14 protein-coding genes are annotated in these 18798 nt (G+C 40.6%); 10 read left to right on the forward strand and 4 right to left on the reverse strand.

Translation table 11 applies throughout. The annotated features are described in order from the left end of the window. Window positions 1–20: 20 nt before the first annotated feature. Window positions 21–569, reverse strand: a complete 549-nt coding sequence (nudE, locus tag BO26_RS01065; RefSeq protein ID WP_036768194.1) for an ADP compounds hydrolase NudE — start codon at window positions 567–569, stop codon at window positions 21–23. Window positions 570–912: 343 nt separating this feature from the next. Here nudE and BO26_RS01070 point away from each other — a divergent pair, with 343 nt between their 5' ends. From BO26_RS01070 to pckA, 4 genes are all read left to right on the forward strand, one after another. Then, a complete protein-coding gene (locus BO26_RS01070) occupies window positions 913–3024 on the forward strand; it encodes an IgaA/UmoB family intracellular growth attenuator (protein ID WP_036768195.1) in 2112 nt (703 codons plus the stop codon). A gap of 56 nt (window positions 3025–3080) precedes the next feature. Then, window positions 3081–3497, forward strand: coding sequence for a ribosome-associated heat shock protein Hsp15 (gene hslR / locus BO26_RS01075; protein WP_036768197.1), 417 nt, complete (start codon window positions 3081–3083; stop codon window positions 3495–3497). 26 nt (window positions 3498–3523) lie between these two features. Further along, complete coding sequence (gene hslO / locus BO26_RS01080) at window positions 3524–4396, forward strand: Hsp33 family molecular chaperone HslO (protein ID WP_036768198.1); 873 nt, start codon at window positions 3524–3526, stop codon at window positions 4394–4396. 213 nt (window positions 4397–4609) lie between these two features. Next, on the forward strand, window positions 4610–6229 hold the full coding sequence (pckA, locus tag BO26_RS01085; RefSeq protein ID WP_036768199.1) for a phosphoenolpyruvate carboxykinase (ATP): 1620 nt from the start codon (window positions 4610–4612) through the stop codon (window positions 6227–6229). A 47-nt stretch (window positions 6230–6276) separates the two neighbouring features. On the opposite strand, the gene BO26_RS01090 is transcribed toward pckA, so the two are convergent. Next, window positions 6277–6972 (reverse strand): pirin family protein, encoded by a 696-nt coding sequence (locus BO26_RS01090; protein WP_036768200.1) that lies wholly within the window; start codon window positions 6970–6972, stop codon window positions 6277–6279. A 591-nt stretch (window positions 6973–7563) separates the two neighbouring features. On the opposite strand from BO26_RS01090, the gene BO26_RS01095 reads away from it, so the two are divergent. The 5 genes from BO26_RS01095 (at window position 7564) to cynS (ending at window position 15187) form a co-directional block, all read left to right on the forward strand. After that, window positions 7564–8901 carry a sensor histidine kinase gene (locus BO26_RS01095; RefSeq protein WP_036768201.1) on the forward strand — a complete coding sequence of 446 codons (1338 nt, stop codon included), beginning with the start codon at window positions 7564–7566 and terminating at the stop codon, window positions 8899–8901. Beyond that, the gene (locus BO26_RS01100; RefSeq protein WP_036768202.1) at window positions 8901–9530 is read left to right on the forward strand and encodes a response regulator transcription factor; all 630 of its coding nucleotides are present in this window, start codon (window positions 8901–8903) and stop codon (window positions 9528–9530) included. The genes BO26_RS01095 and BO26_RS01100 overlap by 1 nt, the downstream gene beginning before the upstream one ends. Before the next feature lie 100 nt (window positions 9531–9630). After that, on the forward strand, window positions 9631–10119 hold the full coding sequence (locus BO26_RS01105) for a GlcG/HbpS family heme-binding protein (RefSeq protein ID WP_036768203.1): 489 nt from the start codon (window positions 9631–9633) through the stop codon (window positions 10117–10119). A gap of 969 nt (window positions 10120–11088) precedes the next feature. Next, window positions 11089–14361, forward strand: coding sequence for a pullulanase-type alpha-1,6-glucosidase (gene pulA, locus BO26_RS01110; RefSeq protein WP_036768204.1), 3273 nt, complete (start codon window positions 11089–11091; stop codon window positions 14359–14361). A 355-nt stretch (window positions 14362–14716) separates the two neighbouring features. Next, entirely contained in the window at window positions 14717–15187 is a 471-nt protein-coding gene (gene cynS, locus BO26_RS01115; RefSeq protein ID WP_036768205.1) for a cyanase, read from the forward strand. 262 nt (window positions 15188–15449) lie between these two features. Here cynS and BO26_RS01120 read toward each other — a convergent pair whose 3' ends face one another. Together BO26_RS01120 and BO26_RS01125 are read right to left on the reverse strand one after the other, a co-directional pair. Further along, the gene (locus tag BO26_RS01120; protein WP_236637226.1) at window positions 15450–16964 is read right to left on the reverse strand and encodes a flavin-containing monooxygenase; all 1515 of its coding nucleotides are present in this window, start codon (window positions 16962–16964) and stop codon (window positions 15450–15452) included. Between the two features lie 23 nt (window positions 16965–16987). Further along, entirely contained in the window at window positions 16988–17863 is an 876-nt protein-coding gene (locus BO26_RS01125; RefSeq protein WP_036768206.1) for an alpha/beta fold hydrolase, read from the reverse strand. 626 nt (window positions 17864–18489) lie between these two features. Between BO26_RS01125 and BO26_RS23360 the strand changes: the two genes are divergently transcribed. After that, the gene (locus BO26_RS23360; RefSeq protein WP_157835514.1) at window positions 18490–18636 is read left to right on the forward strand and encodes a hypothetical protein; all 147 of its coding nucleotides are present in this window, start codon (window positions 18490–18492) and stop codon (window positions 18634–18636) included. The last annotated feature ends 162 nt before the right edge of the window (window positions 18637–18798 follow it).

The raw sequence follows: 18798 nt of genomic DNA on the forward strand, positions 1-18798 counted from the left end.
GTTGTGCCTGTTTGTTAACTTCAGCGATGCTGTAAGTATTTTTGTGCCAAAAACAGAGCACTGACATTTCGTGCTTCGTTGAAGTCGGCGTGATCCAGTAATGACATCATATCAGCTATTGGCCAGCGTATTTGCGGCAATGGTTCAGGTTCATCTCCTTTCAAGCTTTCTGGATAGAGATTTTCGGCAATAACAATGTTCATTTTGTTAGAAAAGTAGGAAGGAGCCATGGTGAGTTTGGCTAATTGCTCCATTTTCCTGGCACCGAAACCGACTTCTTCTTTTAATTCACGGTTGGCTGCTTCAAGGATACTTTCACCAGGGTCGATAGCACCTTTAGGAAAACTTAATTCGTATTGTTCGATACCTACTGCATACTCTCGGATAAGTAATAATTCATCACCAAGGATTGGGATTATCAGAACAGCTTCTCGGTTGGCTGGACGCATCCGCTCATAAACACGTTTTACGCCGTTACTGAATTCGAGATCTACTGATTGAATATGGAATAAACGTGAATGGGCAATGTTCTCTATGTTCAAGATCTTAGGGTTTTTCGGGTCATTCATAATTGCCCCTGACGGTATTAATATTGATTGAGTTGAGTATCTATGCATCATTACGTCATGAATTATTTCGTTAGCCTTAGATTTCATGGCGAAATTGGGGACACTCTATAGCTTGACTAAATATGGCCGATTATTTTAATAAATGATAGTGATTATCGCTGGTCATTGCTGTTACTGTTATCTTTAATCCTCATGGGAAATAGAGTTATATTATAAGTAGTTCAGAGTGTTATTATATAACTTATTGTAAAATAGATTAAAAATTTGGATGATCTGATTCAGTACTTAACGTGAGGTTGTTATTCTGCAAACAGCAATATTGTCATGAATGTGGGAGGGAAGAATGAGCGTAACGGTCATTATATTGGCTATCTTGATCATTAGCCTGATTATAATGGCTTCCTTTCTGATTTTCAGATGGAAGCTGCATGATAATGTTCGTTATCTGCCTTCTGTTGCTGAACCAACTTGCCGTAAACTTAATGCTGATGAATATCAGGCCATTGAATGTTATCTGAATCGTGTATTACCGCCGATGACAGATCGTGTCAATAAAACAGCCTGGCCAGCCCAGGTAGGCGAAAATGACACGATTTATACTATCTGTAATGTCATTACTCGATTTGCTGTTGCTACAGATGAACCACATAGCTGGCGTTATTATATTGATATGGCAGAAGTTCATTTGCCTTTTTTCTTTGAGCCTTTTATCAAACAGCGGAACATTATTGATGTCGTTCATACTGCGACAATACCGCTTGTCATTTCGATTAATGGTCATTTCTTAAAAGATTTTCAGCGGGATTTCCCTTCAGCTTTGGTAGTTTCAGATGTATCTCATCAGCAGGCATCGATCCAGAAAAATGGCGATACTAGTGTGAAATTCCAGGGTATTCGCAAAGAGACGCCGGAAGAATATCGGTTGAATCACTCATCTGGTATTTGGGAGGGGGGATTTTTGTGTCTCGGGTTTTTGATTTGGTTCCTAGCATTGCTTTCACCAGCATTATTTTTGCCATGGCTGATGTTGATTGCAGGCAGCTTAATAGTTGTTAGCTTCTGGTCGTTATTCTGCCCACTTTCGGTACGCAGGCGCCAGGATATTCACTGTTTTATTGGTATGCCAAGACGATGGGGATTATTTGGAGAATTTGAACAAGGACAAATGAGTAATATTTCTTTGGGTGGGATTGATTTGATTTATCCACCTCATTGGGAGCCCTATATTATTCATAATCTTGATCAAAAAACCAATATTGATATTTACACTAGTGGTCAGGTCGTCAGACAAGGGCATTATCTTTCCCTGCATGATGAAGAGAATAATTATCCTTACCACCGTTACGGGAAAAATCTCATGATGATTGGTAGCAGCTTGATTATTGTGTTGCTGCTCTACCTTTATCAACCAATTAGTGTACCAATGAAGCTCAGTTTTGCTTGGTTGCATGGTAGTAATACAAAGGTTGTCACTGATGCTAATGCGATAGACGGAATGGAGTTGCGAGTCGGGGATGTATTGAAAGCAAAAGGGATTGGCATGTGTTATATGCCTCCGAATAATATGAATGACAAAGGAGATATTCATTTTTCTCCATTTGATTGTTCAGGGATATATTGGAATAGTGCTAACCCACTGCCAATGCCGGAATCAGAAATTATAGAAAATGCAGCAAAACTAATTACAACCGTTAATAAGCAACTGCGTCTACAAGAAAACAGCGATGCAGTTAATCCAGATCTGGCTCCGAAAATATCCAAATCTGGCATGATTTTGTTGGATAATTTCTCCGATATTATATTGAAAACGAAAAATTTATGTGGAAAAGAAGCCGATTGTTTTCGATTGAAGAATGCTTTGGTTAATCTTGGTAGTGCCAATGATTGGGAAGTTTTGTTAAAAGATGCAGAAAGTGGCAAGTTTGATGATATCAATGTCTTATTGCGTCCGGCAGGAGCTGAAGCCTTGGGGAAGTTAGTTGATGCGACCACATCATCCTTTATCTATCGGGAAATAGACAAAGCAGCAATACTGCTTAATAGCCCTTCCCCGGGAGGGGTTCTGCTGATCAGTGATGAAGGAAAGCAGTTGGTTGAGTATATGATGCCGCTGGTCATCTCTTATGATCATAGTGCGTTGGAACAGTGGCACGATTTACAGCGGTTATCAGATATGTTGTTGCAAACTCCCTTTGAGACAACGGGGATTATCACGGAATTATCTGAGGACGCTAATGGAACCCACCGGATTGTGTTACACAGTATGCTGGATTCCATGACACTTGCTCGTTGTCTTGGTACAACTCTTTTACTCTTGGTCCTCTTTGCTACTTTGATCATTAATCTTGTGTTGGTTGTTAAGAAAAATCGGCAAAACAAACAACGCCTCAGCAAAATTAAGCAGTATTACGATAACTGTTTTAATATGACTTTCCCTCCTACATGTTGGCGATAATCGGCGATGGTGTGTTACGCTCTGTTTTTTTACCAGCGCTGATATTAGGAGAAAAGATGAAGAGTAATTCAGACTCCGATCAAGCTGTCCGTCTGGATAAGTGGTTATGGGCTGCCCGTTTTTATAAAACGCGAGCGGTTGCACGGGAAATGATAGATGGTGGTAAAGTTCACTATAATGGTCAAAGAAGTAAACCGAGTAAATTGGTTGAACTGAGGGCTGAGGTTAAATTACGTCAGGGTAGTGATGAACGTACAGTTGAAGTTCTCGCGTTAAGTAGTCACCGGCGCAGTGCGCCAGAAGCTCAGCAGCTTTACCGAGAAACTGAAGCAAGTATTGCTAATCGGGAAAAAATGGAAATAGCCCGTAAAATGAATGCATTAACTATGCCTCATCCTGATCGCCGACCGGATAAAAAAGAAAGGCGTACACTGATTAAGTTCAAGAACACGAAGTTGAGTGAGCCGGAATAGCCTGTTCATAAAGATGAGAGATATTTATGTCTAAACAAGACCAATTGCACCGCTTTTTATTTGAGAATTATTCTGTACGTGGTGAGCTGGTTTTAGCCAGTGAGACTTACCAGCATATTTTGGAAAATCATGGTTACCCTCAGCCAGTACAACAATTATTAGGAGAATTGTTGGTTGCAACCAGTTTATTAACGGCGACACTGAAATTTGCTGGAGATATTACTGTTCAGATTCAGGGAGAGGGTCCGGTAAAACTGGCCGTGATTAATGGTAATCATCAACAACAAATGCGTGGTGTTGCTCGTGTTGACGGATTAATTGCTGAAAATAGCAGCCTGAAGCAGATGGTTGGGACGGGTTATATGGTGATTACTATTACCCCAACTCATGGTGAGCGTTACCAGGGGGTGGTTGCTTTGGAAGGTGAAACTCTGGCGGATTGTCTGGATGATTATTTCAGACAGTCTGAACAGTTACCAACTCGTCTGTTTATCCGTACTGGTAGTCAGGATGGAAGTATCGCAGCTGCTGGTATGTTATTACAGGTTCTGCCGACGGCAGAACAGAATAGTGGGGAAGCATTTGATCATCTGGTGCAACTTACTGCCACCATTAAAGGTGAAGAACTCTTCTCATTGGAAGTTAAAGAGATTTTACATCGTCTTTATCATGAAGAAGATGTGACATTGTATGAACCTCAAGGGGTTGAATTCCGTTGTACTTGTTCTCGTCAACGGTGTGCTGACACGTTAGTGACACTTTCTGACGAAGATGTTAATCATATATTGCAGAAAGATGGCAACATTAATATGGAGTGTGAGTACTGTGGCACACACTATATTTTTGATGTTAGTGATATCGCGGAAATTAAGTCAGAAAAAAAGAGTCGGTTACATTAATTTGCTAAATAAGACTTTTTACCTTTTAGGGCGCGGTTCTGCGCCTTTTTACGAGTTTCCATAATACTCAAAGGATTATTACGGGCTTTTTATCCTAAATAAAATCTAAAAAAATGATAGGTTTTCAATTTTTTGATAACAATCGCTGTTAATTAATCATAATTATTTATTATTGCTCATGGAAAAAAAGAGTGACTACCCAGGAGCAATGACATGAGTGTTAAAGGTATTACCCCGCAGGAACTCGCGGACTACGGAATCCATGATGTTAGAGAAATTGTTTATAACCCAAGCTATGAGCTGTTATTTTCAGAAGAAACCAAACCTTCACTCGAAGGTTACGAGTGTGGCACTCTGACCAACCTGGGGGCTGTGGCTGTCGATACGGGGATCTTCACTGGTCGTTCTCCCAAAGATAAGTATATTGTTCGTGATGATGTAACTCGTGACACCGTATGGTGGGCTGACCAAGGGAAAGGCAAGAATGATAACAAGCCTCTACAGCAGGAAACGTGGACGCATCTGAAAGGTCTGGTCACTAAACAGCTTTCAGGCAAACGTTTGTTTATTGTTGATGCTTTCTGTGGTGCGAATGCAGATACACGCCTGAAAGTCCGCTTTATTACCGAAGTTGCGTGGCAGGCTCACTTCGTTAAAAACATGTTTATCCGTCCATCAGATGAAGAATTGGTTGGATTCAACCCCGACTTTATTGTGATGAACGGTGCAAAATGTACTAACCCGCAATGGAAAGAGCAGGGTTTGAACTCTGAGAACTTTGTTGCATTTAACCTGACAGAACGTATGCAACTGATCGGGGGGACTTGGTACGGTGGCGAAATGAAGAAAGGGATGTTCTCTATGATGAACTACCTATTGCCATTAAAAGGGATTGCTTCAATGCACTGTTCTGCCAACGTTGGTGAAAAAGGGGACGTTGCTGTCTTCTTCGGCTTGTCTGGTACAGGTAAAACCACGCTTTCTACCGATCCAAAGCGTAAGTTGATTGGTGACGATGAACATGGTTGGGATGATGACGGTGTATTCAACTTTGAAGGGGGTTGTTACGCGAAAACGATTAATCTGTCCAAAGAGGCAGAACCGGATATCTACAATGCGATTAAACGCGATGCATTGCTGGAAAATGTTACTGTACTGGCAGATGGCACCGTTGATTTCAATGATGGTTCAAAAACTGAAAACACGCGTGTTTCTTATCCTATCTATCATATTGAAAACATTGTTAAACCAGTTTCCAAAGCGGGACATGCTACCAAGGTAATCTTCCTGACGGCAGACGCATTTGGTGTGTTACCTCCTGTCTCTCGACTAACACCAGAACAGACCCAATATCACTTCTTATCTGGATTTACAGCAAAATTGGCCGGTACAGAACGTGGTGTGACTGAACCAACACCAACATTCTCTGCATGTTTCGGTGCCGCGTTCCTGACTCTGCATCCAACTCAGTACGCTGAGGTATTGGTAAAACGTATGCAAGCCGCAGGGGCCAAAGCTTATTTGGTTAATACAGGCTGGAATGGTACGGGTAAGCGAATCTCTATTAAAGATACGCGGGGAATCATTGATGCCATTTTGAGCGGTGATATTGAGGAAACCGATACTATCGAATTACCCATTTTCGAACTGGCTGTTCCGACTGCATTGCCTGGTGTTGATACTCATATTCTTGATCCACGTAATACTTATGCAGATAAATCTCAGTGGGAAGAGAGGGCGAAAGACTTAGCGCACCGTTTTGTTGATAACTTTGATAAATACACGGATACCCCGGCAGGGGAAGCGTTGGTAAAAGCAGGCCCTAAACTGTAGTTATGAATTTTGTAAACCTCATCCGATGGGTGAGGTTTATTTGGGATTTATCCTGGAGGAAGGTCAAACAGCAGTATTTCGCTGTCACCGTTGGCACTGAGCTGAAGGTTGGTTGTATTCTGGATAGCCAGACCATCGCTGGTGGTTGCTTTCACACCATTAACCATGACGTTGCCACGTACCACCTGTATCCAGATATGACGGTTTTTCTCTGCAAGATATTCGGAAGTTTCATGGTTTTTAAGTGTCCAGCGCCACAAAGTCATATCCTGAAATATCTTCATTGAACCATCCTGGGCATCAGGAGAAAGTATTAACTGACGGCCTTGTATATTACCAAAACGGCGTTGTTCATAGCGTGGTGTTAAGCCTGTTTTATCTGGAATAATCCAGATCTGATATAGATGCAGTTGGCAATGACTATCCGGATTGTATTCTGAATGATGAATACCTGTACCAGCACTCATAATTTGGAATTCACCAGCGGATACCTGCTCTTTATTTCCCATGCTGTCCTTATGCTCAATTGTACCGGAGAGAACATAGGTCAGTATTTCCATATCCTTATGTGGATGGGTATCAAAACCCTGACCAGCTTTGATGAAATCTTCGTTAATCACCCTCAGAGCTGAAAAATGCATAAAATTGGCATCGTAGTAGTTAGCAAATGAGAAGGTATGCCAGCTATCTAACCATCCATGATTAGCATGACCGCGATCTGATGCTTTGCGTAAATGGATCATATTCAGTTCTCCTCAATGTTTTTTACAGTCTAATTGAGAAGAGAGAGCATAAAAGCTTAAAAATCTAACCTTAGAATTCAAATATTTTGAATGAATAGTGATTAAACTTATCCAATAAAAAAAAGCCAGCACCCGGCTGGCTAAAGTAAACACTGGAAGCAATGTGAGCAATGTCGTGCTTTCATATGTACCCTGAAGGCGGTTCATCTGAAAGCGATACGAATGATAATAATTATCACTATCGATTGTAAAGCGTTTTTTCTGGCCAAATATGGAATAATTATGGAGTGTTTTTCTAACATTTTGATAAAATTAGTATTTTCCAAGATTTTATTTGATAATTTATTGAACGAGAATCATTTCATATAGCTAATTCACTAAATAGAGTTCTCATTACCTTCAATTGTTTAGCGGAAATCTTCGTAAATACTTGCCTGTTCCCTGTTCCCTGTTCCAGTGTCTTATCTTGGGTTGAAAATGTGCAGGGAAAATGAACAAGGTTAATCCAGCGCTGGAATCTGATAGCTATTTCCTTATATATTCTTATTTACGTCCTTCAACGTCATGAAAGATATCCTTTCAGGTAATCATATGTGGCATTTTTTTGCGTGGATGGTGTTAACAGTTTTGACTGCCTGGGGAATGATTAATCATTCATTGGATCAAAATTATCAACAACAAACGGTTTCATTTAATATCCTTTATCGAGAGTTGAGTGAAAAGCTTGCACAACACGATGCCATTGTTTCGCTCATGGATGCTAATATCGGATTAAAGCAGTTACAGGAAAATTTTCCGCAAATTATCGAATTACAAGAGATTCCAGTACATGTATTAATTTTTCCTATGATTAGTGAAGCGGAAGAGGGAAGATATTGGCTTAATAGTACACGTAATAGTATCCGATTATTGATTGATCTTAATATTCTGATGAAAAATTTATCATTATTGTCACAATTTCGATCGGTACAACTAGATTGGAATAATCGTCCATTGATTAGATATGGGCTGGGGGAAGGGCAGCATTTTTGGCATTGGGAGAAAAAGCTGACGAGTCATTTTCAGCCTTTTGTGCTCAAAGCAAGTAATGATCAACAGTGGTCGCAACTGCCATGGGGTTATATCATTTGTCTCAGTTTTTTATGGGCGGTGATTATCTGTTTTATCTTTTTAATTCAGAAGAATAGGAGGCTGAGAAAGGTTTCTGATTTACGAGCACATTTCTTTGAATTCACTCGCCTGAATACAATAGATGAAGTGGCAACCGGTATCGTTCATGAGTTAAACCAGCCTTTGACAGCGATTATGAGTTATAACCAAAGTGCACTGCGACTAATCAAAAAACAACAATATGATAAAGTTGTTTCAGTATTGGATTCATCAATTTTGCAAACTCAACGCATCGCAAATTTATTAACGCAATATCACGATAAGCTGACGACCGGTAGTACTACTTTACAGCTTGTTAATATCCTCTCGATATTAAGCCGGGTTGAAATATTACTCGAAAATGAAATTAAAACGGGGAAAATAAAAGTTATAAAACATGTTTGTGATGATTTGCCAATGATATTTTCAGAGCCATTATGGATTGAACAGATATTTCACAATCTAATAAGCAACGCAATTCAGGCACAGCAAGAGAAAAATCAGGCAGAACATAAAAATTGGATCTGTATTGATATCAATCATGCTGATGAAATGATAAAAATTGTGATAACAGATGGGGGGCCTGGATTAAACAATGAAGCCTTAAAAAACGTATTTATTCCATTCTTTACAACACGCCAGCAGGGAATGGGATTGGGAATGACCTTAACGGAGACATTAGTTCAAAAACTTGGTGGTGATATTAGTGCTGACAATTGTGGGACAGGCGGTGCTCGTTTTATTGTTTTGTTACCAGCTAATAAAGGCAAGGGGGAATAATGGCGGAAATGATTTATCTTATTGATGATGATGAAGCGATCCGTGATTCATTATCTATTTTATTGGAAACTATGAATTGGTCAGTCGTTTCATTCCCTGGTGCTCAAGATTTTCTTGATGTAATTAATAAGGCGAGTATCTCAGAGCTTCAGGGATGTATTTTATTGGACATTCGTATGCCGGGCAAACCAGGATTGACATTGCAAGATGATCTTTTGAAACTCAACAATACGTTGCCAGTCATTATCATGACAGGACATGGCAATATTGATATTTGCCGCCGCGCTTTTAAAAATGGTGCTTTTGAATTCCTGACTAAACCTATTGATGCAGATTTATTGATTGAAACAGTTTCAAATGCATTATCATTTCATCAGAAAATATTTAAGCAACGTCAGGTATACGAACAATTGAAAGCCAAATTCAGCCAATTATCTGATCGGGAAAGTGAAGTGATGAAAATTATTTTGGAGGGAAAAACCAGTAAGCAAATTGCCCAACAACTGGCGTTATCACCACGTACAATCGAGGTTCATCGTGCCAGGATATTTCATAAACTAGATATACATTCTTTGCCTCAATTAGTAAAAGAGTATGAAATACTCAAATCATTATCATTTTGTGATTAAGTATTTCTACCAGGTCCGATAAGTAATCGACCTAATAGATATAGTCTATAAATCTCATTAAGTTAGTAAAGGATAATTTACCAACTTAATGAGGTTTACTATGAAATATTCTCTTTTCTATACTATCCTGGCAGCAGGTTTATTCGCTCAATCTGCTTTTGCTTCATCACTAATTACTGAACGTAATATTACCCTTGAGTTAGCGAATAAGTTAGCTTCTGAGGCAATTCAATCCTGTAAATCGAGTAATTATAACGTGGCGGTTGCTGTTGTTGATAAGAGTGGAGTCTTGAAAGCGGTGCAGCGTATGGATGAAGCTGGGTTGCATACTGTTGAGGCGAGTAAAATGAAAGCTTATACCGCATTATCTACCCAGAGAACGTCAGAAGACGTAATGAAAACCTCACAATCAAATCCTGGTGCTCAGTATTTAGGGGATATTCCAGGTTTTCTACTGTTAGCTGGTGGGGTTCCGGTTAAATCTGGTGATGAAGTGATTGGCGCTATTGGTATTGGTGGTGCACCAAGTGGCTCTTTAGATCAACAGTGTGCTCTTGATGCAATTCAAAAGATTTCATCAGACCTTTAAAAATTGCAATATTAATTAATCCGTGATTATCTATAATTCGGATTTTTATGAATTTAATAATAACATTGTCATGGAGTTAATATGTTTGTTTTATATTAATATAATTTAGATATAAATCAGACTTAATATGTTTCAGGGTTTTATATGATTAATAATTTAAAAGTCATCTCTAATGAGATTTATTTTGGATTGGTTTTTATAATGATTCATTAATGTTATTGTATTTATATGATTCTTAAATGGCTTTAATTTAAATATGTTCGATATATACCATCGAACATATTTATTTCAATGATTTTCCCCTTGAATATAAACAGAGTGATGTTTTCCAAAAGATAAAATCTATGATGTGTTATATTTAAAATCCTTAATGTAGAGGGAAAACGGCTATCGGGAGTTTATTGCCAGTTTCGTGATTAATAAAAATAATGTTATTTTGCATACTAAAATTGTCCCGACTGAAATATTTATGTATAGAATGTTAAAGTATTTTATCTAATAAACATTACATTTGATAATGGCGTGAATTATTAACTGAGGAAGCTATCATAAATAGAGTTAACGATAGATTATAATTAATTCTTCAGGATGGATTATGTTTTTATTTTTGGTGAAATTAATAGAGGATACATTGAATTATTCTCTATTAATATCATATGAGAAATAATTTTTCTGTGTTTTATGCGATTTGCTTACTATTGTTTACTGTAACGGAAGCGTAGTTAATAATGACATTAATTTATCAGCATATTTAATACATATAGATTGCCTCTGAGCTTATGTAATAAAAGATCATTACATTATTATCGTGCGCAATATCACGAAAACGCTTCTCCTCCTACCTTCTACTCCCTCTCAGTATCAGAATCAGGAGGATGCTGCTTTATTTGAGACATTATTTAATATTTCCTCTTCGTTGCATTAACAATAATATCGTCGATAATTTCTTTCAATTATAAAGGTCTGATTATGGTAGCTCACTTCGGTAAAAAGGCTTACCGGGCCCTATTAAGCGGTACATTTGTTTTACTGTCAGGCTGTGATAGCAATGGTCCTTCATTCAATCCTTCAAAAGAGCCGATGGCGCATCTCCCTATTAAAATACCGGGTGAAGCTGCCCGGGCGGGCGATTTACAGGCAGTGATCCATCTGGTGGACATTGCCGCATTAAACAAAAGCAATTCGATAACAGCTCGTGATTACAGCACTAATAGCCTTTACTTATGGAATGATAGAAACTGTGATTCTTTGGCTTCCCCTTCATTAAATTGGAACGATACCAGTGCAACTCCTACTGGCAGTGATAGTTATGGGCCTTACTGGGTGGTGCCGTTAACTAAGAACGAGGGTTGTATCAATTTTATCGTGCGTGATGGTAACAACACTAAATTGATCGACAGTGACCTGAGAATTTCTTTCTCCGATTTCAGTAACCGTACTATCTCTGTGATACCAGGCAGCAATCAGATCTACGGTAGTCGTGCGGAAGCCTTTAATTCCGTATTTGGTGTTTCTCAGGCTTCGGCGCACTGGGTCGATAAGCAGACATTGCTATGGTCTGGCGGAACAGACAAGCCTTATGTCCGTTTATACCATAACCGGAACGACAAGGTAGGAGCTAATGACGAAGGGAGTTTCACTGATAGCTATCTGACGTTAACACCGACGACTTTAAGCCAGAAGACAGCTGAGCGGGTTCCTCACTTGACGAAGTTAACCGCATTCCATTTGCCTGAAGATACGGATGTCGATACGTTACTTACCGGTGACTTAGTGGCGTTGGCGACCAACAAAGAGGGCTTACTATCATCGGCTACTCAAGTGCAAACGGCTGGTGTATTAGATGATCGTTTTGCTGATGCTGCCGATACACTTGAGTATGGCGCATTGGTCAGCGGATCTGGTGTTACTTTTCGCTTATGGGCTCCAACGGCCCAACACGTAGCATTGGTTATCTATGATACAGATAAACAGGTCATTGCTAATTATGCAATGAACCGTGATCCTGCTAGTGGTTCTTGGTCATGGCAAGGCGATAAGGATTTGATCGGGGCTTACTATCGCTATGCTTTAACTGTGTACCATCCACGTTCTCGCAACGTGGAGCATTATGAAGTTACTGATCCCTATTCCCACAGTTTGTCTACCAATTCGGAATACAGTCAAGTCATTAACTTAGATGACGAGGCATTGAAACCGCAGAACTGGGATAGCTTGATCATGCCGCGTTTGCAAAGCACACCGGCGGATATTGCGCGTATGACTATATACGAATCTCATGTCCGAGATCTTTCCATTGCAGACAGCACAGTGCCGGAAGCTTGGCGTGGTAAATACCTGGCTCTGACAGCGAATAACAGTAATATGTTCAAACATCTCAAGGCGCTGAGTCAGGCTGGGGTTACTCATATGGAGCTATTACCCGTATTTGATGTAGCTTCCATTAATGAGTTCAGCGACCAAGTCGCTGATCTTAATCATCCATTCAGTCGTTTGTGTCAGGTCAACGCAATGGTGAGGAGCAGCCGTTTTGTTGATTACTGTAATGGCCTACAGACAGTGGATGAAGTGTTACAGGAACTCAAGAGCGGTGACAGCGCTAATCACCCCCAGGTACAAGAGCTTAATGCAATGATTGCAGAAACCGACTCCTATAATTGGGGTTACGATCCGTTCCATTATTCAGTACCGGAAGGTTCTTATGCCACTGATGCTGAAGGCTCAGTACGTATAAAAGAGTTTCGCGCTATGGTTCAAGCGATCAAACAACAGCTGGGGATGAATGTGATCATGGATGTTGCGTACAACCATACCAATGCCGCGGGTCCAACAGACAGATCCTCCGTATTGGATAAGATAGTCCCTTGGTATTACCATCGCCTGAATGAAATTAGCGGTAACGTTGAATCCAACACTTGTTGTCACGATACCGCGCCGGAACACCGTATGTTCGCTAAGCTCATTGAAGACTCTTTGGTGACTTGGGTTAAGGATTATAAAATCGACGCATTTCGATTTGACCTTATGGGCTTCCATCCTAAGTCACAGATCTTATCCGCGTTGGCAAAGGTACGAACGATTAGCCCATCGGTCTACTTTTTGGGTGAAGGTTGGAACTCTGGGCAGGATGACCGTTTCGAGATTGCTTCACAGATTAATCTTAAAGGCACGGGGATTGGCTCTTTCTCTGATCGACTGCGCGATGCGGTACGCGGTGGTGGGCCGTTCGATTCCTCAGCCAATATTCGGATGAACCAAGGTGTGGGTAACGGTGCAGGCACACTACCGAACGAAATGACTTGGTTAAATGCTGATGAGGTGCGTCATCTGGCGGATCTGGTACGTCTTGGTATGGCGGGCAATTTGGCTGATTTTGTGCTGATTAATAAAGATGGCGCGGTGAAAACCGGTAGAGAAATTGATTATAAAGGCGCTATAGCGGGTTATGCTGCTGATCCGATTGAGGTAATCAATTATGTATCCAAGCATGATAACCAGACGTTGTGGGACATTATCAGCTACAAAGCTGCACGTGAAGCTGATCTGGCAACACGGGTGCGTATGCAGGCAATATCCCTCGCTACTACGTTCCTTGGGCAGGGACTGGCTTTTGCTCAACATGGATCGGAACTACTGCGTTCAAAGTCTTTTACTCGTGATTCCTATAATGCTGGCGATTGGTTTAACCGTGTTAGCTACACTTATCAGGACAACAATTATGATGTTGGTATGCCGGGCCAGAGTGGTGACGGTGAAAACTACGTATTGATTGAACAAGTGAAAAACGTAGTAGATAAGCCGGGCCAGACTGAGTTATTACAGATGACTGCTTTCTATCAGGAATTGGTCCGTTTACGTCAACTTTCACCCTTGATGACTCTCGGTGATGGCGCATCAGTTAAGCAACGCATTGATTTTCTTAACGTTGGTCCGCATCAGCAGCTTGGTTTGTTCGTGATGACTATCGATGATGGTAATACCATTGATGATGACCGTGATTTGCGGTTTGACGGTTTGGTGGTGATGATTAATGCTGCGTCGCAGACTGCTACTGTGAGTGATCTTAACGTTAGAGGATTGAAGTTGAATGATATTCAGAGCGAGCTGGGCAATGCTTCTCTGGCGGCGGGTATCAGAATAGCTGAGGATGGTTCTGTCATGTTGCCGGCTTGGTCGGTGGCTGTGCTAGTTCTGCCGCAGGATGGTGTTCGTGGCGTAGGTTTGCCGGTCCGTGGCAAGTAATGCAGGAATTGCTTAAATCGGGGCGGTTGTTCTGGCCGCCTAATATTGTTCAGGGAATTTTCGGTGGATATCAACGTTCGGTTGGGGAATGCGGAGGGTCTTGCTTGGCTTCTGGCTTGCTAACTAGTAACTACCAGAAAATATTATACAAATAATAACTATCTGATCTTTGACAGAATAGAAAAGTTCATTCAATTTGATTTGATGATGTGTAAAAACGCAATTGTTCGAATTGCCAATATAAAGCTGGCTTTGAGTAACATTCCAGATGGTCTGTCTTTACTATGGGCCTTCTGCAACGTAATCCGTGTCTTATCTCGGAACTTGAATAGTTCATCAATCTAAAGGAATCATCATGACACAATCACAATATTCCCAAACTCCCCGCCAGATCCTTACTGATGCTATCATCGATGCCAAAACACGCAAGAATTTGACGTTTGAGGATATTGCACAAGGAACTGGCCTAAGTCTTGCGTTCGTCACTGCTGCACTGCTTGGTCAACACCCATTGCCTGAAAATGCCGCGAAGATTGTGGTTGACCGACTTGAACTTGACGAAAATGCTCTCCGTCTGCTGCAAACTATCCCTGTGCGTGGCAGTATTCCCGGAGGTATACCGACTGATCCGACTATTTACCGATTCTACGAAATGCTGCAAGTTTATGGTTCAACGCTGAAGGCGTTGGTCCATGAGAAATTTGGTGATGGCATTATCAGTGCGATTGATTTCAAACTTGATATCAAAAAGGTCGATGACCCTAATGGCGGCTCGCGAGCTGTAATTACGCTAGATGGGAAATATTTACCGACGAAACCGTTCTAAAGTGATTAATTAATATTGGCAAAGGACTAAGTTTGAGGGAAAAGTCCTTTGCCGTCGCGGCAGGAACGGTTAAAAATGCGACTGTCAGCCAGTCGGACGGTAAGAGGTACACGAGCATTCAGAGGGAATAGTGAAATTCAGCCACAACTGGCAAAAGCAGAAACACAAAATTCAGCGTATACATGCCAGTATTGAGGTGAGTCAGAGCTCAGTCTGAATACGGTAGGGATCCTCGTCCTTTGGACGAGGAGGATGTCAATGATTATGTTGTAACGCGATGTATATAGGGAGCAGGATCAAAATTACTATTATGTTTTCTGAACGTATGAGCAAAACCCGGCCATATCAGTGTTGGACGCTTATTTCGGGGATCAAGGTACCAGCTTGTACAGCCACCGTTAACCCATACCGTATCTTTAAGCTGATTTTGTAATTCATTTACATAACGATCTTGAGCTTTGGCAGAAACCTCAAGGACATAGTTGTTATTTTTCCTGCTATATTCAATAGCACCAAGAATGTACTCTATTTGAGATTCAATTATGTAAATAATTGAGTTGTGGGTAAGCGTCGCATTTGGTCCGTTGATAACAAAGAAGTTTGGAAAACCTGTAACTGTGGTTGATGCAAAGGCTTCCATACCTTGGATCCAGTGGTCTGCGAGGCTAAGGCCATCACGGCCATGAACCAGATGGGTATAAGGCGGTTGGGTGGTTTGAAAACCGGTACAAAAGATAAGTACATCAAGTGGATAACTGTTGCCAGACACTGAGATTGCATTTTGTCCATCGATTAGCTTTAAGGCCGATGTTTCGAGTTGAACGTTATCTCGGAGAAAGGCAGGGTAATAATTGTTTGCAACCAGGATTCTTTTACAACCCGGTTCATAATTAGGCGTGAGTTTTTCGCGTAATTCTGGATCGGTGATTTGTTGTTTAAGATGATCGGAGGCTATACGTTTTAATTCTGTCAGATATTGCGGAATAGAACGGCAAGCTGGATATAGAGACTCAAGGTGCCAGAATATATCTGAACGAAGAGCCGGAATAGATTCCGGATCGCGTCGGAACAACTGCTTCTCAGCTTCAGAATAACTTCGGTCTGGACGTGGTATAACGTAGGGGGCGCTGCGCTGGAAAATAACAAGGTCAGAGACACTGTTAGTTATTTCAGGAACTATCTGGATTGCTGAAGCACCCGATCCAATAATACCGACACGTTTACCTTGAAGAGGGATGTGATGTTTCCAGCGGGCTGAATGGAAAACGTCCCCAGTAAAGCTGTTCAGACCTTCAATCTGTGGAACATTTTCATCTGTTAAATGTCCTGTGCCTGCGACTAAGAATCGGCCACTGAAAACGCCTCTGGTTGTGACAATTATCCAGCGTTCTTCTTGGTTATCCCAGTAAGCTTTTTTAACGTTGGCGCCCAAACGGATATGGGGCAATAACCCTTCATCTCTGGCTGTAGCTTGAAGATAGGCAAGTATTTCATGTCCCGGTGAAAAAACATGAGACCAGTCAGGGTTGGGACGAAATGAAAAAGAATAGAGATGCGAGGGGATATCACAGGCTATGCCGGGGTAAGTATTATCGCGCCAGGTGCCTCCGACATCGTCGGCACGTTCGAGGATAAGAAAACTGTGTTGAGCTCTGCGTTTAAGCTGAGTTCCCATCCCAAGGCCAGCAAAGCCTGCGCCGATGATAATAATTTCTACATCAGTGGCCTGCGATATGTCTATTGGTGGATTATGGTCTGGTGTACTTTTATTCATCATCGTTCTCCAGAAGGTAAGAGAGATTATGGTTGATCTGTAGGAATAATAGTTCCAGCAGGGTAAAACAAAGGGTCCGTACAGAATTGGTCAATAACCCGTACTAACTGGAATGGACGTTCATAAATGACAGCGTGCCCACACTCTATCTCGGTATAGCGTGCATCCTGGATTGCGCCAAAAAGCGCTTTGCTATGGTAGGTAGGAATGATGTGATCATATTTACAACCAATAATCAAAGTTGTGGCTTTTATGGTAGGAACAAGTTGGGTGATATCAACTTGGGAATCAAGAGTTATTTGCAACGCATCAAATTCCCCCGGATTGGCATTTTCAAATCCGTTTGCAAGTTGGTCTGGCAGCATGTTCACATGACAGGGGCCTCTGAACGCGCAATACATCATAAATTCTGTAATAACGGGGGACTGAATTTCATATAACTGGTGCCAGACAGCAGCAAATCGTTTTAGCTGTAAATCTGATTTCATCCATCCTGCGATCAGAACTAAATTACGAACCAGATCCGGACGTTTAGCGGCAACAGCAGCAGCAACGGCTGCGCCCAAAGAATAACCAATCAGTGTGACAGATTCTCCTGGTGCTGCAGTTTCAATAACAGCTTCGACCTGCTTTCCTAGGTGCTCAAGAGTTAGTGTTTCGTCTGCATTTACTGGTTGAGTAAAATCCAGTGATATAACCCAGTGTTCTGTAGCAAGTAATTGAAACAGAGAACTGAAATGTATTTGTGTACTTCCTCCAGTACCATGCACTAAGACCACCGGATTTTTCTTGTTATTATCCTTAATTGGGCCTAAGGGTTTAGAGGTGAAAAACTTTACATTCTTTCCATCTACTTTTATAACACTTTCATTGGTATTTAATTCTTGTTCGGATCTATTCATAGTCGTTAAACACTCCTAATAAATGAGGGTTTTAAGGAAATTAAATATAAATAATTGAGTAATTATCTTATCATTGCTTAATTAAATTAATAACTAATGATAGAGTTATTGTCAAACTATAAAATTAAAATAGTATCGTGCCTGAATATTTTCATTATTATTATAAAGTTCATTGTTAGGACTTTCTTATTGTGTTTTATAGATCATTTAAAATTGAGAAGCAAATATTAACTTGCTAATAAGTTTGAAAAATTCATGACATTTATCGTTTGTTAATTAGTTAAAATAACAAGGGGTGTCGACCAGCCATTTAATGCTATGCTTCTGTCAGGTTAAACAGAGAAATTATCAAGATATTAAAAATTTCATATATTTTACTTTTTTCTAAATTGCTTGTTTTGCATTGACAGGTTTTCATCTTCATACCATAGTAATTACATTGAATATAATCTTTGTCTTTCTTGTTTGATTTATTGAATAGTTAGTTTTCTGTTATTTTTACTTTGTTGAGTAATAATTCACATAATTAAGTAAGGCAAGTAATTAAAATCAGGTAAGAAAGTACTGTACCGTGTTTTCCTCAATCTGACTACATCTTGCCAGAGTACTCGGTCCGGTTCAGATTGATGTGGTTCAATGATTTTGGTCACCGTCATAGAGGTGATATTCTTACTTTGTTAGGTATCAATTACGAAGCGTTCAGCGATAGTGAGCGCAGTGCTGTTGTACAGCAACACCCACGCACTGACTACTATCATTCAGGCTTTTTATGACGGCATCAAGGACAAATCCCAGATAATATCAGGTAATTTCAATACGGATGTCATACAGGATAAAGAGCCTGGACTTGTTCCCCTCAATATCTGCCACGTGATCCACAATTCCCGCTGGAAAAACTGAGTACCTTGCTGTGGCTAACCTGCTACTCAAGTTCA

It is taken from the genome of Photorhabdus australis DSM 17609 (assembly GCF_000711895.1).
Lineage (GTDB): Bacteria > Pseudomonadota > Gammaproteobacteria > Enterobacterales > Enterobacteriaceae > Photorhabdus > Photorhabdus australis.

Coding starts and splice junctions, on each gene's coding strand:
- nudE (WP_036768194.1), bottom strand. CDS start 569: ATGAATGACCCGAAAAACCCTAAGATCTTGAACATAGAGAACATTGCC.
- BO26_RS01070 (WP_036768195.1), top strand. CDS start 913: ATGAGCGTAACGGTCATTATATTGGCTATCTTGATCATTAGCCTGATT.
- hslR (WP_036768197.1), top strand. CDS start 3,081: ATGAAGAGTAATTCAGACTCCGATCAAGCTGTCCGTCTGGATAAGTGG.
- hslO (WP_036768198.1), top strand. CDS start 3,524: ATGTCTAAACAAGACCAATTGCACCGCTTTTTATTTGAGAATTATTCT.
- pckA (WP_036768199.1), top strand. CDS start 4,610: ATGAGTGTTAAAGGTATTACCCCGCAGGAACTCGCGGACTACGGAATC.
- BO26_RS01090 (WP_036768200.1), bottom strand. CDS start 6,972: ATGATCCATTTACGCAAAGCATCAGATCGCGGTCATGCTAATCATGGA.
- BO26_RS01095 (WP_036768201.1), top strand. CDS start 7,564: ATGTGGCATTTTTTTGCGTGGATGGTGTTAACAGTTTTGACTGCCTGG.
- BO26_RS01100 (WP_036768202.1), top strand. CDS start 8,901: ATGGCGGAAATGATTTATCTTATTGATGATGATGAAGCGATCCGTGAT.
- BO26_RS01105 (WP_036768203.1), top strand. CDS start 9,631: ATGAAATATTCTCTTTTCTATACTATCCTGGCAGCAGGTTTATTCGCT.
- pulA (WP_036768204.1), top strand. CDS start 11,089: ATGGTAGCTCACTTCGGTAAAAAGGCTTACCGGGCCCTATTAAGCGGT.
- cynS (WP_036768205.1), top strand. CDS start 14,717: ATGACACAATCACAATATTCCCAAACTCCCCGCCAGATCCTTACTGAT.
- BO26_RS01120 (WP_236637226.1), bottom strand. CDS start 16,964: ATGATGAATAAAAGTACACCAGACCATAATCCACCAATAGACATATCG.
- BO26_RS01125 (WP_036768206.1), bottom strand. CDS start 17,863: ATGAATAGATCCGAACAAGAATTAAATACCAATGAAAGTGTTATAAAA.
- BO26_RS23360 (WP_157835514.1), top strand. CDS start 18,490: ATGTGGTTCAATGATTTTGGTCACCGTCATAGAGGTGATATTCTTACT.